20 protein-coding genes are annotated in these 24,209 nt (G+C 67.4%); 13 read left to right on the top strand and 7 right to left on the bottom strand.

The annotated features are described in order from the left end of the window. Positions 1-12 precede the first annotated feature (12 nt). From KW836_RS20390 to KW836_RS20330, 13 genes are all read left to right on the top strand, one after another. Positions 13-1,305 carry an acetyl-CoA C-acetyltransferase gene (locus KW836_RS20390; RefSeq protein WP_175126200.1) on the top strand — a complete coding sequence of 431 codons (1,293 nt, stop codon included), beginning with the start codon at positions 13-15 and terminating at the stop codon, positions 1,303-1,305. Continuing rightward, the gene (locus KW836_RS20385; protein ID WP_218344592.1) at positions 1,302-3,263 is read left to right on the top strand and encodes a 3-hydroxyacyl-CoA dehydrogenase NAD-binding domain-containing protein; all 1,962 of its coding nucleotides are present in this window, start codon (positions 1,302-1,304) and stop codon (positions 3,261-3,263) included. The genes KW836_RS20390 and KW836_RS20385 overlap by 4 nt, the downstream gene beginning before the upstream one ends. 63 nt (positions 3,264-3,326) lie before the next feature. After that, positions 3,327-4,649, top strand: coding sequence for an OmpP1/FadL family transporter (locus KW836_RS20380; protein ID WP_175126198.1), 1,323 nt, complete (start codon positions 3,327-3,329; stop codon positions 4,647-4,649). A gap of 54 nt (positions 4,650-4,703) precedes the next feature. Continuing rightward, positions 4,704-7,094 carry a 3-hydroxyacyl-CoA dehydrogenase/enoyl-CoA hydratase family protein gene (locus KW836_RS20375; protein ID WP_218344591.1) on the top strand — a complete coding sequence of 797 codons (2,391 nt, stop codon included), beginning with the start codon at positions 4,704-4,706 and terminating at the stop codon, positions 7,092-7,094. 16 nt (positions 7,095-7,110) lie between these two features. After that, the gene (locus tag KW836_RS20370; RefSeq protein ID WP_218344590.1) at positions 7,111-8,310 is read left to right on the top strand and encodes an acetyl-CoA C-acyltransferase; all 1,200 of its coding nucleotides are present in this window, start codon (positions 7,111-7,113) and stop codon (positions 8,308-8,310) included. Between the two features lie 16 nt (positions 8,311-8,326). Further along, complete coding sequence (locus tag KW836_RS20365) at positions 8,327-8,872, top strand: DUF4442 domain-containing protein (protein WP_175126195.1); 546 nt, start codon at positions 8,327-8,329, stop codon at positions 8,870-8,872. Then, positions 8,836-9,423: a chalcone isomerase family protein gene (locus tag KW836_RS20360; protein WP_175126194.1), complete on the top strand. Its 588-nt coding sequence runs from the start codon at positions 8,836-8,838 to the stop codon at positions 9,421-9,423. Before KW836_RS20365 ends, KW836_RS20360 begins: the two co-directional genes overlap by 37 nt. 29 nt (positions 9,424-9,452) lie before the next feature. Beyond that, the gene (locus KW836_RS20355) at positions 9,453-11,180 is read left to right on the top strand and encodes an AMP-binding protein (RefSeq protein ID WP_218344589.1); all 1,728 of its coding nucleotides are present in this window, start codon (positions 9,453-9,455) and stop codon (positions 11,178-11,180) included. A gap of 281 nt (positions 11,181-11,461) precedes the next feature. Further along, positions 11,462-13,579 (top strand): TonB-dependent siderophore receptor, encoded by a 2,118-nt coding sequence (locus tag KW836_RS20350; protein ID WP_370633054.1) that lies wholly within the window; start codon positions 11,462-11,464, stop codon positions 13,577-13,579. Between the two features lie 192 nt (positions 13,580-13,771). Next, positions 13,772-14,758, top strand: coding sequence for a 2-keto-3-deoxygluconate permease (locus KW836_RS20345; protein ID WP_255596105.1), 987 nt, complete (start codon positions 13,772-13,774; stop codon positions 14,756-14,758). Then, positions 14,755-15,972, top strand: a complete 1,218-nt coding sequence (gene dtnK / locus KW836_RS20340; protein ID WP_218344587.1) for a D-threonate kinase — start codon at positions 14,755-14,757, stop codon at positions 15,970-15,972. The genes KW836_RS20345 and dtnK overlap by 4 nt, the downstream gene beginning before the upstream one ends. Next, entirely contained in the window at positions 15,969-17,021 is a 1,053-nt protein-coding gene (gene pdxA, locus KW836_RS20335) for a 4-hydroxythreonine-4-phosphate dehydrogenase PdxA (RefSeq protein ID WP_056323631.1), read from the top strand. The genes dtnK and pdxA overlap by 4 nt, the downstream gene beginning before the upstream one ends. A gap of 5 nt (positions 17,022-17,026) precedes the next feature. Then, complete coding sequence (locus KW836_RS20330; RefSeq protein WP_218344586.1) at positions 17,027-17,917, top strand: GntR family transcriptional regulator; 891 nt, start codon at positions 17,027-17,029, stop codon at positions 17,915-17,917. A gap of 73 nt (positions 17,918-17,990) precedes the next feature. Here KW836_RS20330 and KW836_RS20325 read toward each other — a convergent pair whose 3' ends face one another. The 7 genes from KW836_RS20325 to KW836_RS20295 form a co-directional block, all read right to left on the bottom strand. Then, the gene (locus KW836_RS20325; protein WP_218344585.1) at positions 17,991-19,388 is read right to left on the bottom strand and encodes a 3-carboxy-cis,cis-muconate cycloisomerase; all 1,398 of its coding nucleotides are present in this window, start codon (positions 19,386-19,388) and stop codon (positions 17,991-17,993) included. Positions 19,389-19,413: 25 nt separating this feature from the next. Further along, positions 19,414-19,983: a protocatechuate 3,4-dioxygenase subunit alpha gene (pcaG, locus tag KW836_RS20320; RefSeq protein ID WP_218344584.1), complete on the bottom strand. Its 570-nt coding sequence runs from the start codon at positions 19,981-19,983 to the stop codon at positions 19,414-19,416. Positions 19,984-19,986: 3 nt separating this feature from the next. Then, positions 19,987-20,688 (bottom strand): protocatechuate 3,4-dioxygenase subunit beta, encoded by a 702-nt coding sequence (gene pcaH, locus KW836_RS20315; RefSeq protein ID WP_175126187.1) that lies wholly within the window; start codon positions 20,686-20,688, stop codon positions 19,987-19,989. 68 nt (positions 20,689-20,756) lie between these two features. Beyond that, on the bottom strand, positions 20,757-22,037 hold the full coding sequence (locus KW836_RS20310) for a TRAP transporter large permease subunit (protein ID WP_175138018.1): 1,281 nt from the start codon (positions 22,035-22,037) through the stop codon (positions 20,757-20,759). Continuing rightward, positions 22,034-22,600 (bottom strand): TRAP transporter small permease, encoded by a 567-nt coding sequence (locus tag KW836_RS20305; RefSeq protein WP_370633061.1) that lies wholly within the window; start codon positions 22,598-22,600, stop codon positions 22,034-22,036. The genes KW836_RS20310 and KW836_RS20305 overlap by 4 nt, the downstream gene beginning before the upstream one ends. A 49-nt stretch (positions 22,601-22,649) precedes the next feature. After that, the gene (locus tag KW836_RS20300) at positions 22,650-23,093 is read right to left on the bottom strand and encodes a type II 3-dehydroquinate dehydratase (protein WP_056563405.1); all 444 of its coding nucleotides are present in this window, start codon (positions 23,091-23,093) and stop codon (positions 22,650-22,652) included. A gap of 20 nt (positions 23,094-23,113) precedes the next feature. Continuing rightward, positions 23,114-24,121, bottom strand: a complete 1,008-nt coding sequence (locus KW836_RS20295; protein WP_218344583.1) for a TRAP transporter substrate-binding protein — start codon at positions 24,119-24,121, stop codon at positions 23,114-23,116. Positions 24,122-24,209: the final 88 nt, after the last annotated feature.

The raw sequence follows: 24,209 nt of genomic DNA, 5'->3' as shown, positions 1-24,209 counted from the left end.
GGGAGGAAGCGGATGGCATTCAAACCGGTTTACGTCGTCGATGGTTCACGCACGCCTTTCCTGAAGGCCCGCACGGGTCCGGGACCCTTCTCCGCCGGGGATCTGGCAGTACAGGCCGGCCGCGCCTTGCTGCTGCGCCAACCCTACGCGCCCACGGATCTGGACGAGGTCATCGTCGGCTGCGCCGCGCCCTCGCCCGAGGAAGTCAACATCGGCCGCGTGATCTCGCTGCGGCTGGGCTGCGGCGACCGGGTGCCGGGGTGGACCGTCATGCGCAACTGCGCGTCGGGCATGCAGGCGTTGGACTCCGCCATCGCCAACATCCAGAACGGCCGTTCGCACCTGGTGCTGGCCGGCGGCACCGATGCGCTGTCGCGCGCGCCGGTGCTGTTTTCGGACGGCATGGTGCGTTGGCTGTCGCGCTGGTATGCTGCGCGCGGCCTGGGCGCCAAGCTCAAGGCGCTGGGCGGCTTCAGGCCGAAACACCTGGCGCCCGTCATCGGATTGCTCAAGGGGCTGACGGACCCGGTGGTGGGACTGTCGATGGGACAGACCGCCGAAAACGTCGCCACGCTCTTTCACATCGACCGCGCCGCGATGGACGCCTATGCGGCGCGCAGCCACCAGCGCGCGCTCGCGGCGCGCGCGGCCGGCATGCCCGAGATCACGCCGCTCATCGACACGCAGGGCAAGCTGCATCCTCACGATGACGGCGTGCGCGACGACTCCACGCCGGACAAGCTGGCCAAGCTCAAGCCCGTGTTCGACAAGCCCTGGGGCAACATCACCGCAGGCAACAGCTCGCAGGTCACCGACGGCGCCGCGATGCTGGTGCTGGCCTCGGAAGAGGCCGTGCAGAAATGGAACCTGCGCCCGCTGGGCCGCATCATCGATACGCAATGGGCCGGGCTGGATCCCGCGATCATGGGGCTGGGCCCCGTGCATGCCGCCACGCCGATCCTGCAGCGCCACGGCCTGGGCTTGAATGACCTGGACTTGTGGGAGATCAACGAGGCCTTCGCGGCGCAGGTGCTAGGCTGCCTGGCCGCGTGGCGGGACGAGGCCTACTGCCAGCAGAATTTCGGCACACCTGCCTGGGGCGAGCTGGACCCCGCACGGCTCAACGTCGACGGCGGCGCCATCGCCATCGGCCACCCGGTGGGCGCGTCTGGCGCCCGCATCGTGCTGCATCTGCTGCACGCGCTCAAGCGCCGCGGCGCCCGGCGCGGCATGGCGGCCATCTGCATCGGCGGCGGTCAAGGCGGCGCGATGCTGGTCGAAACCCTGGACGAGGACCGCCCATGACGACACTGGACACGCTTTCCCACTGGCGCCTGGACCGCGACCCCGACGGGCTCGCCTGGCTGACCTTCGACCGCGCGGGCAGCGCGGTCAACGCGCTGTCGGCCGACACGATGGCCGAGCTCTCCGTGGTGCTGGACGCGCTGGACGCCGATCCGCCCAAAGGCCTCATCATCCAATCCGGCAAGGCCACGGGCTTCATCGTGGGCGCCGACGTCAACGAATTCGCCACGCTGGACACGCCCGAGCAGGCACGCGGGCTGGTGTCGCGCGGCTGGAACCTCATGAATCGCCTGGCCGGCGTGCGCTATCCCACGCTGGCGGTGATCCAGGGTCATTGCCTGGGCGGCGGCCTTGAGTTGGCACTGGCCTGCCGCTACCGGCTGGTGGCCGATCAGCCCGGCGCCTCGCTGGCGCTGCCTGAAGTCATGCTGGGCATCTTCCCCGGCTGGGGCGGCATGCTGCGCCTGCCGCAGGTGATCGGCGCGCCCGCCGCGCTGGACATGATGCTGACCGGCCGCGGCGCCGATGCGCGCCGCGCGGCCTCGCTGGGGCTGGTCGACGCGCGTGTTCCCCCGCGGCTGCTGCTCGCCGCGGCGCGCCAGACCGTGCTGTCGCGCAAGCCTGCCCGGCGCGCGCGCGGCTTGGGCGGACTGCTGAACCGCTGGCCGTTCAAGGCCATCGTCGCCAACCGCGCCCGCAAGCAGATCGCGGCCAAGGATCCGCTCGGCCACTACCCGGCCGCGCCCGCCATCGTGGAGATCTGGGAAAAACATGGGGGCAATGCGCTGAAGGCGCCCGACCTCATCGACCGCATCATTTCGTCCGGCACCGCGCGCAACCTGCTGCGCGTGTTCCGCCTGCAGGAGCGCCTGAAGGCCAATGGCAAGCAGCCCGGCGTCGCGCCGGCCCGTCACGTCCATGTGGTCGGTGCGGGCGTGATGGGCGGCGACATCGCCGCCTGGTGCGCGCTCAAGGGCATGACCGTCACGCTGCAGGACCAGGAGATGTCGCGCATCGCCCCCGCCATCAAGCGCGCCGCCGAACTCTACGCGCGCCGCCTGAAGGATCCGCGCCTGGCGCGCGCCGCGTTCGACCGGCTGGTCCCGGATCCGGCGGGCGGCGGCGTGCCGCTGGCGGACGTCATCATCGAAGCCATCAGCGAGCAGCCCGATGCCAAGCGCGCGCTGTACCAGTCGCTGGAGCCGCGCATGAAGCCCGACGCGCTGCTGGCCACCAACACGTCCAGCCTGTCGCTCGAAACGCTCCGCGAGGGCCTGGCCCGTCCGGATCGTCTGGTAGGCATCCACTTCTTCAACCCCGTGGCCAAGATGCCGCTGGTGGAAGTCGTGCACGCGGACGGCGGCGATCCCGCCATAGAAGCCCGCGCCTGCGCCTTTGTCGGCCAGATCGACAAGCTGGCGCTGCCGGTCAAGAGCGCGCCCGGTTTTCTCGTCAACGCGGTGCTGGCGCCCTACATGCTGCAGGCCATGCGCAGCGTGGACGACGGCGTCGCGCCGGAAACCGTGGACGCCGCCATGGTGGCCTTCGGCATGCCGATGGGACCGCTGGAACTGGCGGACACCGTGGGCCTGGACATCGCGCGGGACGCTGGCGCGCAGCTTGCCGACGGCGCGGCGCCGCCGCGATGTCTGGCAGACCGTCTGGCCCGCAACGAACTGGGCAAGAAAAGCGGCAAGGGCTTTTACACCTGGCGCGACGGCAAGCCGGTCAAGCAACGCGACCCCGCCGCCGCCCCGGCAGGCCTGGCGCAGCGCCTGATCCAGCCGCTGATCGACGCCACGCGGCAACGCGTGTCCAGCGGCATCGTGGCCGACGCCGACCTGGCCGACGCCGGCGTGATTTTTGGAACGGGCTTCGCGCCTTTCACGGGCGGCCCCTTGCATTACGAAGACGGCAGCACCCAGCAGCACCGCAGCACAGCGGCTCGCGCCGAATAGACCGGCAGCAACAGGCCGGCAGTGGTAGAGAGAGACACACATTCAACTCGAGGAGTCAGTACCATGCGCAGACGTCCATTGTCCCTGAGCACCCTGTCGGCCATCCTGGTCGGCCTGGGCGCATCCGCAACGTCCTACGCTGCCGGCTTTCAGCTCTTGGAGCAGAACGCCAGCGGCCTGGGCAACGCGTATGCCGGCTCGGCGGCAAACCCGGAGAATGCCAGCATCATGTATTTCAACCCGGCAGGCTTGACCTATCTGCCAGGGCTCAATTTCTCCGGCGGGGTAAACCTGATCAAACCGTCGTTCAAGTTTTCGGACAACGGAAACAGCCGCAATCCCAGCGTGCCCGGTATTCCCGGATCAGGCTTGAACGGTTCGGTTCCCACCGGCGGCAATGGCGGGGACGCGGGCCACCTGGGCGTCGTGCCCAACATTTATGCCTCCTGGCAACTGAACGAGCAGTGGTACATCGGCCTGGGCGTCGGCGCTCCTTTCGGCCTGATGACCGAATACGACGACGGTTGGGTCGGCCAGTACCACTCGAACAAGTTCGACATCAAGACCATCAACGTCAACCCGTCCATCGCCTACAAGGTCAACGAGAAGTTTTCGATGGGCTTTGGCGTGAACTGGCAGCACATCGATGCGACCTACAAGAAAAAGACCGTCGTGCCCATCGCCGGCCTGCCGCTGGCCACGAATGGCGACGCGGACCTGAATCTGAAGGGTGACGCGTGGGGCTGGAACGTCGGCTTCATGCTGCAACCCACCGAAGACACGCGCATCGGCTTGTCTTACCGTTCGAAGATCAAGCACTCGGCCAAGGGCGACACCGACATCGACAACATCGGCCCCACCGGCCAATCCGTGTCGTTTGACGCCAAGGCCAACGTCGACCTGCCCGACTCGCTGATCCTGAGCGCCACGCACCAGCTCAACGAAAAGTGGGAACTGCTGGGCGACGTGTCCTGGACGGGCTGGAGCAGCATTCCGGAGCTCAAGATCAAGAACTCGGGCCCGGGCGCGCGCGACGACGAGCTGCCGCTCAACTTCCGCGACACCTGGCGCGTCGCCGTGGGCGCGAACTACAAGTTCGCCCCGGCCTGGAAGTGGAAGTTCGGCCTGGCCTTCGACCAATCGCCGGTGCACGATGCCGCCGACCGTCCCACTTCCCTGCCCGACAACGACCGCTACTGGTTCTCGACCGGCGTGCAATGGGCCGCCACGAAGTCCACCACGATCGACGTCGGCTACACGTACCTGTACCTGCGCAAGACGGACATCGACACCACGTCCGGCAGCCAGGCCACCAAGGGCCGCGTCGCGGGCACCTACGACAGCAGCGGCCACATCTTCGGCCTGCAGCTCTCGTCCCGCTTCTAGCCGTGAACGGGCGGACGGCCGCGCGCCGTCCGCCCGCCTTTTCAGGAGACTCCCTTGAGCAAGTTCGTCGTCAAACACGTCGCCGTGCTGGGTGCCGGCGTCATGGGCGCGCAGATCGCCGCCCACCTGGCCAATGCCGGCGTGCCGGTCACGCTGTTCGACCTGGCCGCCCGCGAAGGCGACCGCAACGGCACCGTCAAGAAGGCGCTGGCCGGTCTCAAGAAGCTGGAACCCGCGCCGCTGGCCGGCGCATCACGCCTGGCGCTCATCACGCCCGCCAACTACGATGACGACCTGGAGCGCCTGCAAGGCTGCGACCTCATCATCGAAGCCATCGCCGAGCGCATGGACTGGAAGACGGCGCTGTACGAGCGCATTGCCTCGCATGTCGCGCCCGGCGCCATCGTCGCCTCCAACACCTCCGGCCTGTCCATCGACGCGCTGGCCAACGCGCTGCCCGCCGGGCTGCGCGACCGCTTCTGCGGCATCCATTTCTTCAATCCGCCGCGCTACATGCGCCTGGTGGAAATCATCGCCACGTCACACACGCAGCCGGCCGTGCTGGACCAGCTGGAAACCTGGCTGACGTCTGCGCTGGGCAAGGGCGTGATCCGCGCGCTGGATACCCCGAACTTCGTGGCCAACCGCATCGGCGTGTTCTCGATCCTGGCCGCCATGCACCACACCGCGCGCCTGGGTCTGGCCTTCGACGAAGTCGACGCGCTGACCGGCCCCAAGATCGGCCGCCCCAAGAGCGCCACGTACCGCACCGCCGACGTGGTCGGGCTGGACACGCTGGCCCACGTCGTGGGCACGATGGAAAAGAACCTGCCCGACGATCCGTGGCATCAGTATTTCGCGCTGCCGGAATGGCTGTCGGCACTGATATCCAAGGGCGCGCTCGGCCAGAAAAGCGGCGCCGGCGTCTATCGCAAGCAGGGCCGCGAGATCCAGGTGCTGGATCTGAAAAAGCAGGATTACGCCCCCGGCACCGGCAAGCTGGCCGACGAGGTGGCGGCGCTGCTCAAGGAACGCGATCCGGCCAAGCGCTTTGCCGCGTTGCGCGCCAGCGACCATCCGCAGGCGCAATTCCTGTGGAGCCTGTTCCGCGACATCTTCCACTACAGCGCCGTGCAGCTTGAGCACGTGGCCGACAACGCGCGCGATCTGGACCTGGCCATGCGTTGGGGCTTTGGCTGGTCGCAAGGTCCGTTTGAAACGTGGCAGGCCGCCGGCTGGCAGGCAATTGCCGCCGCCGTGGCCGAGGACATCGCCGCCGGCCGCGCCATGAGCAACACGCCCCTGCCCGCCTGGGTGCTGGAGTCCAACCGCCAGGGCGTGCATGCGCCGGAAGGCTCGTATTCCGCGCGCACCGGCAAGCTGCATCCGCGCTCGACGTTGCCCGTGTACGCGCGCCAGCTGTTCCCGGAGCGCGTCGTAGGCGAAGCCCCCGACGACCGGGGCGTCACCGTCTGGGAAAACGAGGGCGTGCGCCTGTGGAACCTGCCGCAGGTCGACGCCGGCATCGCCATCCTGTCCGTCACGTCGCGCAACCACACGTTGGGCGCCGAAGTGCTGGAAGGCGTGCTGCAGGCGGTGGCCAAGGCCGAACGCGAATTCGACGGCCTGGTCATCTGGCACGACGCGCCGTTTGCCGTGGGCGCCAACCTGCAGCAGGTGGTAGAAGCCTGCGCGGCGGGCCAATGGGAGATGCTGGAAGCCACGGTCGAAAAATTCCAGCGCGCCTCGCAGTCGTTCAAGTACGCGCAGATTCCGACGGTGGCCGCCGTGCAGGGCATGGCGCTGGGCGGCGGCTGCGAATTCCTGATGCACGCCTCGCACCGCGTGCTGGCGCTGGAAAGCTACATCGGCCTCGTCGAAGCCGGCGTGGGCCTGATCCCGGCGGGTGGCGGCAGCAAGGAATTTGCCGCGCGCGCTGCGGCGCTGGCGGCCAAGACGGCCACGCCCGGCGAGGTCTTTCCATATCTGCAGCCGGTCTTCCAGACCATTGCCATGGCCCAGGTCGCCAAGAGCGGGCTGGAAGCCATCGACGCCGGGTTCGCGCGCGAGCACGACATCGTGCTGTTCCATCCCGGCGAACTGCTCTACGTGGCCATCGGCCAGGCGCGCGCCGCCGCGCAGGCCGGCTACACCCCGCCCGCGCGGTTGCAAAACGTGCCGGTGGCTGGCCGCAACGGCATCGCCAACTTCGAGATGGTGCTGGTCAACATGCGTGAAGGCGGCATGATCAGCGCGCACGATTACCGCGTGGCGCGTAGCGCGGCGGTCGCGCTGTGCGGCGGCGAGGTCGAGACCGGCACGAAGGTCGACGAGGAATGGCTGCTGGCCGTGGAGCGCAAGGAGTTCGTGGCGCTGCTGCGCACGCCGGAAACGCAGGCGCGCATCCGCCACACCCTGGAAACCGGCAAACCACTACGGAACTAGCCCAAAGGAAATGGATATGAGCACGCAGATCCAAGACGCCTACATCGTCGCCGCCACGCGCTTGCCGGTGGGCAAGCGCAATGGCGCCTACGTCACCACCCGCCCCGATGACATGCTGGCCGCCGCGCTGAATGGCGCGTTGGCGCAGGTGCCGGGGTTGGACGCAGCCCGCATCGAGGACGTCATCGCCGGCTGCGCCATGCCGGAGGCGGAACAGGGCATGAATGTGGCCCGCATCAGCCTGCTGCTGGCGGGGCTGCCGCAAAGCGTGGCGGGCGTCACCGTCAATCGCTTCTGCGCGTCCGGCCTGCAGGCCGTGGCGGACGCCGCAGCCCGCATCCGCATGGGCGAGGCCGACATCATGATCGGCGCGGGCACCGAATCCATGAGCGCCATGCCGCAGATCATGGGCAACAAGGTGTCCATGAATCCGGAAATCTTTGCCCATGACGAGAACCTCGGCATGGCGTTCGGCATGGGGCTGACCGGCGAAAAGGTCGCCGAGCGCTGGAAGGTGTCGCGCGAAGACCAGGACGCCTTTGCGCTGGCGTCGCACCAGAAGGCGTGCGCAGCCATCGCTGCCGGCCACTTCCGCGCCGAGACCACGCCTTATGAAGTGGTCACGCATCTGCCGGACGGCGCCAGCGGCGCGGTGCGCGTGGCGCGCCGGCTTATCGAGGTCGACGAAGGCCCGCGCCCGGACAGCAGCCTGGAAGCGCTGGCCCGCTTGAAGCCCGTGTTCTCCACGCGCGGCAGCGTCACGGCCGGCAACAGCTCGCAGATGTCCGATGGCGCGGCGGCCGTGATCCTGGTGTCCGACCGCATCCTGCGCGAATTCAACCTCAGCCCGCTCGCCCGCTTTGTGGGCTTTGCCGTGGCCGGCGTGCCGCCCGAGGTCATGGGCATCGGTCCGGTCGCCGCCATTCCCAAGGTGCTGGACCGCGCCGGCATCAAGCAGGACGCGCTGGACTGGATCGAGCTCAACGAAGCCTTTGCGGCGCAGTCGCTGGCCGTGATCCGCGAGCTGAAGCTGGACCCGGCCAAGGTCAACCCGCTGGGCGGGGCCATTGCGCTGGGCCACCCGCTGGGCGCCACCGGCGCGATCCGCACCGCCACGATCACGCACGGACTGCGCCGCACCGGCGGCAAGTACGGGCTGGTGACGATGTGCATCGGCACCGGCATGGGCGCCGCCGGCCTGTTCGAGGCCCTGTAAGCAGGCGGCGGACAGCGTGAAGCCCTACTGGTTCAAGAACCTGTCGCCCGAGTGGCGCGCGCGGCTGATGCGGGTGGGCTTCAACCTGCATCCGGCGTTTCGCGCCACCGGCGGCCGCGTGTTGCACGTGTCGCCGGACTTCCAGCACATCCGCATCAAGCTGCCGCTCTTGCGCCGCACGCGCAATATCGTGGGGTCGATGTACGGCGGCTCGCTATTCGCGGTGACGGACGGCGCGCATCCGACCATGCTGATGTCGGCGCTGGGCGCCGATCACATCGTGTGGGACAAGGCGGCATCGATCCGCTTTCGCAAGCCGGCCTACACCACGCTGTACGTGGATTTCCGGCTGCCGCCGGGCGAGATCGCCGAAATCCGGCGCCTGCTTGCCTCGCATCACGAAACGACCCGCACCTACACGGTCGAATTGAAGGACAAGGACGACGTCGTGTACGCCGTCGTGGAACGCACGATCTACATCGCAGACAAGAAGTTCTACAAACAGAAGAACACTGGAGGTGACCAATGCGTTTCAACCCCGGAGGGCGCGCCGCCGCCCTGAGTCTGATCCTTGCCGCCAGCCTGGCGGGCGCGCCGGCCCACGCTGACGTCGACGTCGCCGGCGTGCGCGTGCCCGAACAGCTTGCCGAAGGCGGCCACGCGCTGACGCTGAACGGCGCCGGCCTGCGCACCCGCTTCGTCGTGAAGGTCTACGTGGCGGCGCTGTACGTCACCACGAAGACCCACGACCCCGCCGCGATCATCGGCAGCACCGAGCCGCGCCGGATCCGTCTGCAAATGCTGCGCGACGTGGACAGCAAGAGCCTGGACGGCGCGCTGCAGGACGGATTGCGCGACAATACGCCCTCGCAGGCGCTGGCCGCGTTGAAAGAACCCGCCGAACGCCTGTCGCGCCTGATGGCCGACATCGGCGCCGCGCGCGAAGGCGACGTCATCGACCTGGACTTCGACGCCCGCGGCGTGGCCATCGCCAGCAACGGCAAGCCGCGCGGACGCATCGACGATCCCGCCTTCGCCCGCGCATTGCTGCGCGTCTGGCTGGGCGACAGCCCCGCGCAGGCTTCCCTGAAGAAAGCCCTGTTGGGCAACTAGGGCCTTGCGCCCCAACGGAACCGCAAGACATGGAACGAATCTGGCACAAGAGCTATCCCTACGGTGTGCCCGCCGAGATCGAGACCGACGGCGAGACAACGCTGGTGACGATCATCGAGGAGAGCTTCCGGCGCTTTCCGGACAAGACGGCCTACATCAGCATGGGCAAGTCGATCACCTATGCCGAACTGGACGCGCTGACGCGCCGCTTTGCCGCATGGCTGCACGCCCACGGCCTTGCGCGCGGCGACCGCGTCGCGCTGATGATGCCCAACCTGCTGCAATACCCGGTCTGCCTGTTCGGCGCCCTGCGCGCCGGCTGCATCGTGGTCAATTGCAACCCGCTCTACACCGCGCGCGAACTGGAACACCAGCTGGCCGACGCCGGCGCCCGCGCCATCGTGGTTGCGGACAACTTCGCGGCCACGTTGCAAAAGGCCTTGCCCGGCACGCAGGTCGAGCACGTGGTGGTCACCTCCATCGGAGAAATGCTGGGCCCGATCAAAGGACGCCTGGTGGACTTCGCGGTCCGGCGCGTCAAGCGCATGGTGCCCGCGTGGTCGCTGCCCGGCTCGCACAAGCTGGGCGACGTACTGCGTGCGGCACGCGACCTTCCCTACACCGACATGCGGCTCTCGCCTGCCGACCTGGCGTTCCTGCAATACACGGGCGGCACGACCGGCGTGGCCAAGGCCGCCATGCTGTCGCACGGCAACATGGTCGCCAACGTGAGCCAGGCCTACGCGTGGGTAAGACCCCTGGTGAAAGACGGCGAGGAATGCATCGTTACGGCCCTGCCGCTGTATCACATCTTCGCGCTGACGGCGAACTGCCTGACCTTCATGAAGCTGGGCGCGAGCAACCTTCTCATCGTCAATCCGCGCGACATCCCCGGGCTGATCAAGGAAATGGGCAAGGTGCCGATCTCGGCCTTCACGGGCGTCAACACGCTCTTTAACGCGCTGCTCAACCACCCCGATTTCGCCCACCTGGATTTTTCGCGCCTGCGGCTCACCATGGGCGGCGGCATGGCGGTGCAGCGGTCGGTGGCGGACCGGTGGCGCGCGGCGACCGGCGTATCGATCGCCCAGGCCTACGGCCTGACTGAAACGTCGCCCGCCGTCACCATCAATCCTCTGGACACCAAGATCTTCAATGGATCCATCGGATTGCCCGTGCCCTCCACGGATCTGTCGATCCGCGACGACGCGGGCCGCGAACTGGGCATCGGCGAAAACGGCGAAATCTGCGTGCGCGGTCCGCAGGTCACGCGGGGCTACTGGAACCGGCCGGACGAGACGGCGCTCGTCATGTACCCGGACGGCTTCCTGCGCACGGGCGACGTCGGTTATGTCGACGAGACCGGCTACGTGTATCTGGTCGATCGCAAGAAGGACATGATCCTGGTGTCCGGCTTCAACGTGTACCCGAACGAGGTCGAGGACGTGGCCGCGTTGCATCCTGGCGTACGCGAGGTAGCGGCTGTCGGCGTGCCGGACGAACGCTCCGGCGAGGCGGTCAAGCTGTTCGTGATCCGCAAGGATCCCACGCTGGACGCGGAAACGCTGATCGCGCATTGCCGCAGCCAGTTGACCGGCTACAAGGTGCCGCGCCATATCGAGTTCCGCGACGACCTCCCGCGCACCAACGTGGGCAAGATCCTGCGGCGTGAGCTGCGTCCGGACGCGCCGGCGCCCGCCGCCACGCCCGCCGCCAACCCTCCGACCCCCGCGAATCAGGCGACCCGCCAGGACTGATCGGCGTACCGCCGACCGCACCCCGTTCTTGCGGGTGCAACACTGTCGCGCGCCGCCAACAGCGGCCGCGGCAGCGTCCCGCATCGAGCCGCGCGTCAACCCCATGAATTGACAGGAGATTCCTGTGAAAGCCCTGCCGCCTCGGTGCGCCGCAGGGCTTTTTTACATCTTCCCGCGATGCGCGCTATTGGCTGAGCACATCGCCACAATTGATAATTATTATCGTTGTCATTTCTATACGTAACTGGCCGCACCCAACCGACGCCAGTGGGGAGATCCTCTTGAAGCACCACCACACCCCCGCCGCCCCGCGCGCGCGGCTGCACACCCGTGTTCCCGCCGCCGCCGCGCTGGCCGCCTGCCTGGGCGCGGGCGCCGCGCATGCGCAGCCCGAACAGCCCGCCACCCTGCCCGCCGTGCAGGTGCTGGGCACCGGCGAAACCGCCACCGGTCCCGTCGACGGCTACGTAGCCCGTCGCAGCGCCACCGGCACCAAGACCGACACGCCATTGTCCGAAACGCCCCAGGCCATCACCGTGATTCCGCGCGAGCAGATCATCGACCAGGGTTCGCAGAACGTGCAGGACACAATGAACTACGCAGCCGGCGTGCGGCCCAACGCCTACGGCGTGGACAACCGCGGCGACTACGTGCGTGTGCGCGGCGTGGAGCCCGTGCAGTACCTGGACGGCCTGCGCCAGTTCTTCAGCTTCAACAACCCGCGCACCGAGGTCTATGGCCTGGAACGCGTCGAGGTGCTGCGCGGCCCGTCGTCGATGCTGTACGGACAGGGCAGCACGGGCGGCATCGTCAACCTGGTCAGCAAGCGCCCGCAGGCCGAGCAGCAGGGTGAAATCGGCGTGCAACTGGGCAACTTCAACCGCCGCGAGATCCAGGCCGACATCACCGGCCCGCTGACCGAGGACGGCCAGTGGCTGTATCGCGTGGTGGCGCTGGGCCGCGACAGCGACACGCAGGTGCAGTATGCGCAGGACGACCGGATGTTCCTCGCGCCGTCGCTCACGTGGCAACCCAGCGCAGCCACGTCGCTGACGCTGCAGGCCTCCTGGCAGAAGGACCGCTCCGGCACGACGCAGTCGTTCCTGCCCTGGAGCGGCACCGTGGATCACAATCCCAACGGCCGCATTCCGACGCGCCGTTTTGCCAGCGAACCGGGCTTTGACACCTACGACACCGAGCAATTCAACGTCGGCTGGCTGTTCGAACACAAGTTCAACGACACCTGGAAGGTCCGCCAGAGCTTCCGCAACACGGTCAGCAGCGTGGACTACAAATCGCTGTACCCGAACGTGTATGGCGACCGCCGCGGCGATTCCTATATCGACCCCGAGCAGACCACCGTCGACCGCTACTACTACATCAACAAGCCGCGCATGCGCACGCTGCTGGCCGACCAGAACCTGGAAGGCAAGCTGAACTGGGGCCGCACGCAGCACACCGTCATCGTCGGCATGGACTACACGCGGTATCGCGAAACCAGCCAATCGGACAGCGGGCTGGGCTCACCGCTGAATCTGTACCACCCGGTGTATGGCAACGCGCCCGACTACACGCTCAGCGACTCGCCCAAGCAGCGCCAGCAGCAGTTGGGCTTCTATGCGCAGGACCAGATCACGTTCGACAAGAACTGGATCCTGCTGGCAGGCATCCGCCGTGATCGCGTCGAAAGCACGGCCGAGGGCCAGGACAAGGAAACCGATCAGGCCACGACCAAGCGCTTCGGCCTGATGTACGCGGCCGACAACGGCTGGTCGCCGTACGTGAGCTACAGCGAGTCCTTCACCCCCATCGCGGGCGCGGACTTCTACGACCAGCGCTGGAAACCCATGCGCGGCAAGCAGTGGGAACTGGGCCTGAAATACATGCCCCCGGGCGCCGACCTGGAATTCACGGCGGCCGCGTACGACCTGCGCGAAAGCAACCGCCAGACCAACGATCCGGACAATCCCAACAACCAGATCCAGGCGGGCAAGACGCGTACACGCGGCGTCGAACTGGAGATGCGCGGGCGCGTCACGCAAAACGTCGACGTGATCGCCAACTACATCTATACCGACATCGATCCGCAGCTTGAAGGCATGCCCAAGCACATGGTGTCGCTGTGGAGCAAGTACCGCTTCGCGATCGCGGGCCAGCCCGGCTTCGCGGTCGGCGCCGGCACGCGCTTCCTGTCCAAGTTCCGGGACGGCGGCGCGCCGGAGACGCCGTCCGTGACGTTGTTCGACGCGATGGTCAGCTACACCAACGGACCGTGGCGCTATGCGCTCAACGTCAACAACATCGCGGACCGCACGTATGAAGTGGTCTGCCTGGACCGTGGCGACTGCTTCTATGGTGCGCGCCGCACGGTCATGTTGAGCGGCGCCTACCGCTTCTGACGACGAAACCGTCCCCATATCCGGGACGGCAATTGGGGTCAACCTGTACGTACATGCTGTACGTACAGGTGTACACTACGGTTTTTTCACCCGTCCGACAGACGCGCGCATGAACGTCTGCAACCCAGAAAAATCGTCCTGGAGACCTCGATAGTGTCGACCGCAACTACCCGCTCGCCCTTTTTTGGCACGATGCAGAAAATCCCTGGTGGATTGATGCTGGTGCCGCTGATCCTGGGTTCCCTGATCGGCACCTTCGCCCCTGATGCGCTCGCCATCGGCGGCTTCACCACCGCCCTCTTCAAGAACAGCGCGCTGCCGCTGATCGCGCTGCTGATCTTCGCGACCGGCACGCACGTCAACGCCCGCACCGGCGGCCCGATCCTGGCCACGGCCGGCACCATCCTGCTGATGAAGACGCTGGTGCCCGCCACGCTCATCATCATCCTCGGCAGCTACGTCGGTCTGGACGGTCTGTGGGGCGTGTCGATCCTGGCCATGCTGGCCGCGTTCGACAACAGCAACGGCGGCCTGTGGCTGGCCTACACCGGCCAATACGGCGATGCCCGCGACCGCGGCGCCTACGTCGCCAGCGCGGTCAACGACGGCCCCTTCTTCAGCCTGCTGTTCCTGGGCGCGTCCGGCTTGGCCGACATCCCGATGATCGCCTTGGTCGCTGCACTGGTGCCCTTCCTGCTGGGCGTCGTCGTCGGCAACCTGGACCCCAAGTGGCGCGTCGTGCTCAAGCCCGTGCCCAACATCGTCATTCCGTTCTTCGCCTTTGCGCTGGGCACCGGCATCGATCTGGGCGCCGTGGTTGGCGGCGGCATCAGCGGCCTGATCCTGGGCCTGATCATCAGCCCGATCACGGGCGGCCTGGTCTACCTGGGCTACCGCATGATCCTGCGCCGCGGCGGCAAGAGCGGCCTGGGCTTCGCAGCCGGCACCACCGCCGGCAACGCCATCGCCACGCCCGCCGTGGTCGCGGCAGCCGACCCCAACTTCCAGCAGTACGTGTCCACCGCCACCGCGCAGGTCGCCGCATGCGTGCTGATCAGTTCCATTCTGGCCCCGGTGCTGGCATCCTGGTTCCTCAAGCGCGCCGGTGAACTGAAGTCCGAGGACGCCGACGCCACCGTCGCCCCGCCCCTGACCGAAGCCCGCGGAGAGGCCCTGTGAAACCCACCATCGCCATCGTTGCCGACGACCTGACCGGATCCGGCGACACCGCCGTGCAATTCGTGCGCGCCGGCTGGTGCACGCACCTGTCGATTGGCGGCGCGGACGAGGCCCTGTCCGGGCCCGCCCACGACGGCGTCGAGGTGCTGGCCGTCACGACCAACAGCCGCGCGCTTAGCGCGGCCGATGCGGCCGAGGTCATCCGCGGCAACGTACGTCAGTTGCGCGATGCCGGCGTGACCCGCCTGTACAAGAAAGTGGATTCGACGCTGCGCGGCGCATTCAAGGCCGAGATCGACGCGGCGCGCGACGCCTGGGGCGATGACGCGATCGCGGTGGTCTGCCCCGCCTTTCCGGCGACGGGCCGCACCGTCGAGCAAGGCATTCTTTATGTGAACGGCAAGCCGGTCACCGAAACCTCGGCGGCGACCGATCCGGTCACCCCCGTGACCGAAAGCCACATCCCCACCCTGCTCGGCTGCGCCCACGTGGCGCCACTGGCTGAAGACACGCCGGAAACGCTGGCCGCGCGCATCGCGCACGCGGGCGGCGCCGTGGTGGTGGACGCGTCCACCGATGCCGACCTGGAACGGCTGGCGCGCGCCGTCGGCCTGCTGGGCGAGCGCGCCCTGCCCGTGGGCGCGGGCGGCCTGGCCGTCCCGTTGGCCCGCGTTTGGGCGGGCGCCGACCAGACCGCCCCCGTTGTCGTCGTGGTGACCTCGCAGCACAGCGCCGCACGCGGCCAGGCTGCCGCATTGCACGCTGCGGGCGCCGACACCTGGCGCCCGTCGCTCGAACAACTGGCCGACGACGCGCAGTGGCAGGCCTGGAGCCAACCGCTCCTGCAGGCGCACGCGCAGGCCCCGCTGGAAGCCGGCACCATTCTGCTGCTGGCCCCCGAAGGCCAACGCGCCGGCCTGGATTCCGACAAGGTCGCCGACCGCCTCGGCAGCCTTGCCGCGCAATTGATCGTCGCCTCGCGCGCGGCAGGGGTCGTCGCCACCGGCGGCGACGGCGCGCGCAGCGTGCTGGTGGCCCTGCAGGCCAACGGCATTGCGCTGGTGGACGAAGTAATGGGCGGCGTGCCACTGGGCACGCTGACCGGAGGCACGGCCGCTGGCCTGCCCGTGGTGACCAAGGCCGGCGGCTTTGGCACCGAAGACGTACTGGTTCGCGCGGTGCGCGCGATCCGCGACAGGAGATTCAAGCGATGACACAAACCCCTCCCGCAAAGCTGCCCCTCTTGGCCGTGACCTTGGGCGACGTAGCGGGCATCGGGCCGGAAATCACGGCCAAGATGCTCATGGGCCACGACGAACTGCGCCAGAAGGCGCGCCTTTTCGTCGTTGGCGACGCAGACGTCATGGCCAATGCCGTGCGCAATCTGGGCGCCGACCCCGCCATCGTGCGCAAGATCGAACGTCCGGCCGACGCGACCAACACCCCCGGCTTGATCGAAGTGCTGCAGGCCGGCCCGTCGCTCGCGCACGTCAAGCTGGGCGAGATCAGCGCGGACGCCGGCGACGGCTCGGTGCGCTTTGTCACCACGGCCTGCGCCCTGGCGCGCGCCGGCGAGATCGACGGCATCGTCACCGCCCCGCTGAACAAGGCCGCGATGCACGCCGCCGGCCACAAGTGGCCCGGCCACACCGAACTGCTGGCGCATGAGTTCGGCGTCAAGACCTTCTCGCTGGTGCTGTCGGCCGGCGACCTGTACATCTTCCACGCCACGACGCACGTGTCGCTGCGCCAGGCCATCGAAGACGTGAACCCTGCCCGCATGCGCGCTGTCCTGCGTCTGGCCGGCTCGTTCGCCACGGCCTTGGGCCGCGCCGACGAACCCGTCGCCGTCGCGGGCCTGAACCCGCACGCCGGCGAAAACGGCATCTTCGGCAGCGAAGACGCCGACATCCTGGCGCCCGCCGTGGCCGAAGCCAACGCCGCGGGCATCCTCGCCGCCGGCCCCATCCCGGCCGACGCGCTGTTCCCGCAGGCCGTGCGCGGCAAGTGGAAGTTCGTGATCGCCTGTTACCACGACCAGGGCCACGCGCCCTTCAAGTCCGTGTACGGCGATGACGGCGTCAACATCACCGTCGGCCTGCCCGTCGTGCGCGTGTCCGTCGACCACGGCACCGCCTTCGACATCGCCGGCAAGGGCATCGCGCGCGAAGACAGCCTGATCCTGGCCGCCGAGCGCGCCGCGCATCTGGCCCCGGGCTGGACGCATGTATGGGAAACTGCGCGGGCACAAACCGGAGGTTGATTCCCATGGCGCCCGCCACGCACGACGCATTGCCCGATCTTGACCGCGCGGGAGACATCCCGCTGCACGCCCAGGTGGCGTCGCGGTTGCGCGGATACATCCGCACGAACAAGCTCGCGGCGGGCGCCGTGCTGCCCAGCGAGGCCGCGCTGTGCGACCGCTTCGGCGTCGCGCGCAGCGTGGTGCGCCAGGCCCTCGCAGCACTTGCCGCCGAAGGCCTCATCCAACGCGAGACCGGCCGCCCCGCCACCGTGGCGGCGCCGCAGGAGCACCGCCGCCTGGTGCAGCGGTCCACCGGTCTGTACGAACAGTTCGCCCAGTCGGGCGTTGCGCTGCGCACGCGCGTGCTGGCGCTGGGCCCGGCCGAGCCGCCCGCCGAAGTTGCCGAGTTCTTCGGCACCACCCGCCTCCTGATGCTCGAACGCCTGCGCCACGTGGCCGAAGCGCCGCTGGCCTACGTGCGCACGTGGCTGCCCGCCGACGCGGTGCCCGGCCTGCGCGCCGAACACCTGGCCGACGCCTCCCTGCACGGCGTGCTGACGCGGCAGTTCGGTCTGCGCCCCGGCGCCGGCCGCAACCAGATCCGCGCGGTCGCGGCGGACAGCGCGCTGGCGGCCCTGCTGGACACGCAGGCCGGCACGCCGTTATTGATGCTGCAGGGCCAGGGCATGGACCAGCACGGCAAGCCGCTGGAATGGTTCACCACCTGGCACCGCGCCGAACAACTGGTGTTCGACGTGGACGTCAGCATGGGCCATGAAAGCGTGCAGCCCCGGCTGCATGAAACCGCGCCCGAACCGCAGGCGCCGGTCAACGGACAGGACCCGCTGGCGCGCGCGCAGGCGCTGGTGGCGGAGTTATCGGCGGAATTGGCGCGACTGCGCGGGCAGTCCTGAATCACAACGCAACGCGCGCGATGCGGTTTTCAGCGTTCTGAACCGCTGCGATGCGCAGGCGCGTCAAGGCGCTTCAAGCCGCCTTCGCGCCGCTCCCGCTCGCCTTCCAGGCCGCCAACACGCTGTCGCAGATCGCCGGCGCCTCGCCCACATAATTCGCCGGATTGCCAAGACGATCCAGATCATCGTCACTGAGCATTCCCCGCGTCGCGGCATCGCTTTCCAACGCCTCGCGCAGCGCATCCCTGAGCGAAAGCCCGTTCGCAACAGCATCGCGCGACGCCCGTTCCACCAGCGCATGGGCGGGCAGACGGCCCAGCCGGGCGCCCAGCGCCAGCATGTAGGCCTCGCCCAGAATGAGGCCATCGGTCAGCGCAAGATTCTTTGCCATGCGGTCCGGATACACCTGCAGCCCATCCAGCACGCTGCCCAAATGGCGCAACGCCCCACCGGTCAGCGCGGCAAGCTGGGGCAGCACATCCCATTCGGCCTGCCAGCCGCCCAGCGCGCGTTCATGTTCCTGGATCATTCCCGCCAGCATCGTCGACACCAGCGGCGGCACGCGGATCGCGGCGGTCAGGATGGCCGCGCAGCCCACGGGATTGCGCTTGTGCGGCATGGTGCTCGATCCGCCTCGCCCCGGGCCCGATGGCTCGCTCACTTCGCCGATCTCGGATTGCGCCATCAGCGACAGGTCCCGCGCAATCTTGCCCATCGTGCCGGTCAGCACTCCCAGCGACGCGGCCAGGCTGGCAAGCCGGTCGCGGTGCGTATGCCATGGCATCGCAGCCGCGCCCAGGCCCAGCTCGGCGGCCAGCGCCTGCACCACCTCGTTTGCCGACGGTCCCAGGCTGGCCAGCGTGCCCGCGGCGCCGCCGAATTGCAGCAGCGCCATCTGTGACGTGTCCTGCCGCACGCGCAGCCGGCTACGTTCCAGCGCCTCCAACCAGCCTGCCGTCTTGGCGCCGAATGTCGTGGGCAGCGCATGCTGCAGCCACGTGCGTCCGACCATGATGGTGTCCCGATGCGCGCGGGTCAGCCGCGCACACGCCAGCGAGGCGCGCTCCAGCCCCGCGTCCAGCCTGGCCGCCACCTGAAGCAACTGCAGGACAAGCGCGGTGTCCAGAATGTCCTGGCTGGTCGCGCCCCAATGCACGTAGCGGGCGGCTTCGGCATCCACGCGCGCGACGGCCGCGGTCAGTTGCTTGACGAAGGGGATGGCGATGTTGCCCGCCGCCACCGCAGCCCTGGCAATGCCGTCCACGTCCAGTACGTCGCGGATTTCGCCACGCCGGCAGACCTCATTGATGGCGGTTGCGGCGCTTTGAGGAATGACGCCGCATTGCGCCTGCGCGCGCGCCAGGGCCGCCTCCACGGCAAGCATCTGGCCGAGGGTCGCCGCGCCCGAAAACAGCGACAGGATCGCGTCATCCGAATAGATGGATTCGGTCAGCCCGGAAAGGTTGCTCATCGTGTAGACCTTGTCGCACACCGGCTCAGATGTCGAAGAACACGGTTTCTTCCGAACCCTGCAGGACGATGTTCCAGCGCAAAACGCCCGCCTCCGCCGCTGTTGCCACTAGCGTGCCGCGCCGGTGTGCGGGCACTTTGGCCAGGATCCAGTCCTGCTCGTTGGCGCCGGGCTCATCCGGAAAGTACATCCGCGTCGACAGATGCTTGAGCAGGCCGCGCATGAAGACGGACACCACCAGATGCGGCGCCTGCATCTGTCCTTCCGGGCCGGGCACACAGCCCGGCTTGATCGTGGTGAAACGAAAGCCGCCGTCAGGCTGCGTCGCCACCCGGCCAAAGCCGCCGAAGCCCGCGCCGCCCTCGTCATGCCGGGGGTCGTCCGGATGCCCGTACACACCGCGCGCATCGGCCTGCCATATCTCGACCATGCCGTCCGGCACAGGATTGCCCTCGCCATCGATTACGCGTCCTTCGATGACGACGGGCGCCGCGCCCAGGTCGCCGCACCCTGCCGTCAGATCGTCACGGTTCAACCCGGACAGCCCGATGTGCAGATAGGGACCGACAGTCTGTGAACTGGTGGGATAGAGCATGCGTTACTCCATGGGGGTGGCGTTGCGGCCGCGCAGGACGATGTCGAAGCGATAGCCCAGCGCGTACTCGGGCACGGTGGTCTCCCAATCCAGCGCAGCGATCAGCCGGTTGCGCGCCTTGGCGTCTGGCACGCACTGGAAGATGGGATCGAACTCCAGCAGCGGGTCGCCGGGGAAGTACATCTGGGTGACCAGACGCGTGGCATAGGCTCGGCCAAACAGCGAAAAGTGAATGTGCTGCGGACGCCATCCGTTGTAATGGTTGCCCCACGGATACGCCCCCGGCCGGATCGTCTTGAACTGGTAGCGCCCCTGCGCGTCCGTGACGGTTCGCCCTTCGCCGCTGAAGTTCGGATCCAGCGGCGCATCGTGCTGATCGCGTTTGTGCAGATAGCGGCCCGCGGCATTGGCCTGCCAGATCTCGATCAGCGCGTCCGGCACCGGCCGGCCGTTCTCGTCCAGCACCCGGCCGGACACGATGATGCGCTCGCCGATCGCCTCCGCGGTGGAGACGCGGGTCAGGTCGTTATCGCCCTGTTTGACGAACGCCGCACCAAACATCGGCCCCGTGACCTCCGAAAGCGTCTGCGGCACGACGATCAGCGGTTCGTTCGGCGAGCGCAAACGCGTGGATCCATACGGATCGAAACGGTAGCCCGGCTGGGTGTCCCAGAAGGGGCGCCGGTATTGAGCAAGATCGGACATCGCGAAAAATCTCCAATGAATCGAGCTTCAGGTTGCGCCGGCGAGCGGCGCGGGAGGTGCGTTGGCGCCTACCCGCCAAACCACCGCGCGGGAATGATCACCAGGGCCGGAAAGGCCACCATCAGGAACATGACGAGAAACTCGGCGGCCATGAACGGCAGGACGCCGCGCGTCACGTCGTCCATCTTCATTTTCCCCACGCCGGCCACCACATTGAGCACGGTGCCCACGGGCGGCGTGACCAGCCCGATCGAGTTGTTGATGATGAACAGCACGCCGAAATACACCGGATCGATGCCCGCCGCGCGCACCACCGGCATCAGCACGGGCGTCAGGATCAGGATGGTCGGCGTCATGTCCATGGCCGTGCCCACCACCATCACCAGCACCATGATCGCGGCCATCAGCAGGATCTTGTTGCCCATGAAAGGCTGCAACATGTCCACGACCTTGGACGGCAGATCGGCCACGGTGATCAGCCACGCGCTGACCATGGCGGCGGCAATCAGGAACATGACGATGGCGCTGGTCTTGGCTGCCGACACGAACACTGCGTAGAGCTGATTGAGCTTGAGTTCGCGGTACACCAGCGTCGACACCAGCAGCGCGTAGGTCGCAGCGACGACCGCGGCTTCGGTCGGCGTGAAGACGCCCATCCGCAGCCCAACCAGGATAATCACCGGCAGCATGAGCGCCCAGATCGCCTTGCGGAACGCAGTGGCAATTTCCTGCGGAGACTTGCGCGGCGGAGGCACGATCTTTTCGCGCCGGACCAGAAACGCCCACGTCAGCCACAACGCCCCGCCGATCATCAGGCCGGGCGCGATCGCCGCCATGAACAGTTTGGAAATGGACACATTGGCCGCCACGCCGAAGATGACCAGGCCGATGCTGGGCGGAATGACTGGACCGATCACACCGGTCGCGGCAATCAGACCGCCCGCGGTCTGCTTCTTGTGGCCGGCGCTGACCATCATCGGCAGAAGCAGCGCCGTCAACGCGGCGGCGTCCGCCACAGCCGATCCAGACAGCGCCGACAGCAGGCAGCCCGCCATGATCGTGACGTAGCCAAGCCCGCCCTTCACGTGCCCGACCAGCGCCAGCGCAAGATCGACGATTCGGCGCGACAGCCCGCCCACGTTCATGATTTCGCCGGCCAGCATGAAGAACGGCACCGCCAGCAGCGGGAAGCTGTCCGCCCCGCCAATGACGTTCTGCGCGAGGATCTGCGCGTCGAAGATGTCCAGATGCCACATGAGCGCCACGCCGCTGGCCAGCAGCGCAAAGGCGATCGGCACACCCAGCGCCATGACCCCCAGCAGCGATCCGATGAACACGGCGATCGTCATGCGCTTCTCCCGGGCGCGCCGTTGCCGGCATCCTCGAGAATCTGCTTGAGCTGCACCGCCTCTTCGGATTCCTGGACCATGATCAGATCCTGGTCCTGCAGCTTGCCGGCGAGCACGCGGTACAGATCCATGGCGATGATCAGGCCCGCCATCACCGAGAACACCAATCCGGCCACGTAGACAATGGCCATCGGCAGGCCGCTCACGGGCGCGCTGACGTCCGCATTGATCACCGCCTGATCCCAGCTTCCCTTGAACATGAGGCTCACGATGTAAAGCATCAGGACCTGTCCCGCGACGAGGCAGATCTTCTTGCCCGCCGTGGGCAGCTTGGCCACGACCATGTCCATGCCCAGGTGGCCGCGCTCCTTCAGGGCGATGACCGCCCCTAGAAACGTCAGCCAGATAAACATCCAGCGCGACAGCTCTTCCGACAGCGTGATGCCGGAGTTAAAGCCGTAACGCGCCACGACATTGCCGAAGACCAGCACCACCATCGCCGCCAGCAGCAAGGCGATGGCGAACTCCAGCACACGGCAGACCGCGCCGATGAATCTGTCTATGACGACCATGGCCAGCCTCCTTGCGGCGTCGGATGCGCGGGCGCCGGGCTCATGCCTTGGCGTCCTGCAAAAGCCCGACCAGGCCACGCAACGCCGTCAGGTAGGACTGGGGGCCCAACCCTTGCACCGTGCCGCGCACCGCCGGCGAAATGATTGAATGCGCGCGCCAGGTCTCACGGGCGGCGATGTTCGACATGTGCACCTCCAGCGTGGGAAACGGCATGGCCTTGATGGCATCGTGCAGCGGCACGCCGTGCTGGGTCAGCCCGGCAGGGTTCACCAAGGCGCCCTGGGCGGAGTCGATGTTCTCGTGCAGAAAGTCAATCAACGCGCCCTCATGGTTCGATTGCAGCGTCGACAACTGGACGCCCAGTTCCGCGGCCAGCGCCGCCAGGCGGTCATTGATCTCCGCAAGCGTCGTGGTTCCGTAGATGTGCGGCTCGCGGCGGCCGAAAAGGTTGAGGTTGGGGCCGTGCAGGACAAGGATCTTCATGATGGGGATGCCGGTGCGGGTTACTTGCGGATGCGGGCGAGTTCGTCGTTGTAGAGCTTGACGATCGCGGGGTCGTAGCTGCTGGTGAAGTGCTCGATCACCGGCTTGACGACCTGCTGCATGCGCGCCTTTTCGCCCGGTTCGATTGTGTTGAACTGGATGCCCTTGGCCTGCAATTCCGTCACGGCCTTCTGCGCGGCGGCCCGGCTGACTTGGCGCTGGTACCCGCGCGCTTCAGTAGCTGCCTCTTGCAGGATCTTCTGCTCGGCGGGCGACAGCTTGTCCCAGAACTTCTTGCTGACCAGCACGATATTCGCGGCATACACGTGGTTGGTCGCGCTGACGTACTTCTGCACTTCGTAGAACTTGTTGGACAGGATCACCGAATAGGGATTTTCCTGGCCGTCGACCGCCCGCGACTCCAGCGCCCCATACAGCTCTGCAAAGGGCATCGGCACGGGATTGGCCTTGAACGCCTTGAACGTATCGAGGAAGACAGGGTTGGGAATCACGCGGATCTTCAGGCCCGCCAGATCCTCCGGCTTGCCGATGGCATGCTTGGAGTTCGTGACGTTGCGAAAGCCCAGATCCCAGAAGCCCAGCGCGACCAGGCCTTTTTCGGGCAGCTTGGCTATCAGCGCCTGCCCCAGCGGGCCGTCCAGCAGCGCGTCCGCCTGGCCGAAGTCGGTCACGGAAAACGGCAGATCGATCAGCCCGAACTCTTTGACGATGCCCGCCAGCGACGTGGAAGCCGGCGCGGACATCTCCTGCACGCCACCCTGCAGCCCGGACTGCTGCTGCATTTCATTGCCGAGCTGCGAGGCGGGAAACTCCTTCACCTTCAGCTTTCCGCCGCTCTTGGCCGCCACCAGTTCCGTAAACTTCTGCACCCCCGCGCTGACGGGGTGATCCGTGTTGTTCAGATGGCCAAAGCGTATCGTGCGTTCCTGGATGTCCTGCGCGGAGGCCGTCATGGCGCTGGCGCACAGGGCCGCCGTCAATGCAATGCGGAAAAGGCTGGTCTTCATCGTTGTCTCCGGTGTTATTTGGAATTTTTTCGATGTCTGGCAAGACTCGGTAGTGGAATGTAATTCCGAGTGGAATAGTTTTCCACCT

This window comes from Achromobacter sp. ACM05 (genome assembly GCF_019218915.1).
Classification (GTDB): Bacteria; Pseudomonadota; Gammaproteobacteria; order Burkholderiales; family Burkholderiaceae_B; genus Achromobacter; species Achromobacter animicus.
This window is presented reverse-complemented; position numbering and strand designations above follow the sequence as displayed.

What these genes read in the sequence shown, in the direction of transcription:
- KW836_RS20390 (WP_175126200.1), top strand. Translation starts at nt 13, where the DNA reads ATGGCATTCAAACCGGTTTACGTCGTCGATGGTTCACGCACGCCTTTC.
- KW836_RS20385 (WP_218344592.1), top strand. Translation starts at nt 1,302, where the DNA reads ATGACGACACTGGACACGCTTTCCCACTGGCGCCTGGACCGCGACCCC.
- KW836_RS20380 (WP_175126198.1), top strand. Translation starts at nt 3,327, where the DNA reads ATGCGCAGACGTCCATTGTCCCTGAGCACCCTGTCGGCCATCCTGGTC.
- KW836_RS20370 (WP_218344590.1), top strand. Translation starts at nt 7,111, where the DNA reads ATGAGCACGCAGATCCAAGACGCCTACATCGTCGCCGCCACGCGCTTG.
- KW836_RS20360 (WP_175126194.1), top strand. Translation starts at nt 8,836, where the DNA reads ATGCGTTTCAACCCCGGAGGGCGCGCCGCCGCCCTGAGTCTGATCCTT.
- KW836_RS20355 (WP_218344589.1), top strand. Translation starts at nt 9,453, where the DNA reads ATGGAACGAATCTGGCACAAGAGCTATCCCTACGGTGTGCCCGCCGAG.
- KW836_RS20345 (WP_255596105.1), top strand. Translation starts at nt 13,772, where the DNA reads ATGCAGAAAATCCCTGGTGGATTGATGCTGGTGCCGCTGATCCTGGGT.
- pdxA (WP_056323631.1), top strand. Translation starts at nt 15,969, where the DNA reads ATGACACAAACCCCTCCCGCAAAGCTGCCCCTCTTGGCCGTGACCTTG.
- KW836_RS20330 (WP_218344586.1), top strand. Translation starts at nt 17,027, where the DNA reads ATGGCGCCCGCCACGCACGACGCATTGCCCGATCTTGACCGCGCGGGA.
- KW836_RS20325 (WP_218344585.1), bottom strand. Translation starts at nt 19,388, where the DNA reads ATGAGCAACCTTTCCGGGCTGACCGAATCCATCTATTCGGATGACGCG.
- pcaG (WP_218344584.1), bottom strand. Translation starts at nt 19,983, where the DNA reads ATGCTCTATCCCACCAGTTCACAGACTGTCGGTCCCTATCTGCACATC.
- pcaH (WP_175126187.1), bottom strand. Translation starts at nt 20,688, where the DNA reads ATGTCCGATCTTGCTCAATACCGGCGCCCCTTCTGGGACACCCAGCCG.
- KW836_RS20310 (WP_175138018.1), bottom strand. Translation starts at nt 22,037, where the DNA reads ATGACGATCGCCGTGTTCATCGGATCGCTGCTGGGGGTCATGGCGCTG.
- KW836_RS20300 (WP_056563405.1), bottom strand. Translation starts at nt 23,093, where the DNA reads ATGAAGATCCTTGTCCTGCACGGCCCCAACCTCAACCTTTTCGGCCGC.
- KW836_RS20295 (WP_218344583.1), bottom strand. Translation starts at nt 24,121, where the DNA reads ATGAAGACCAGCCTTTTCCGCATTGCATTGACGGCGGCCCTGTGCGCC.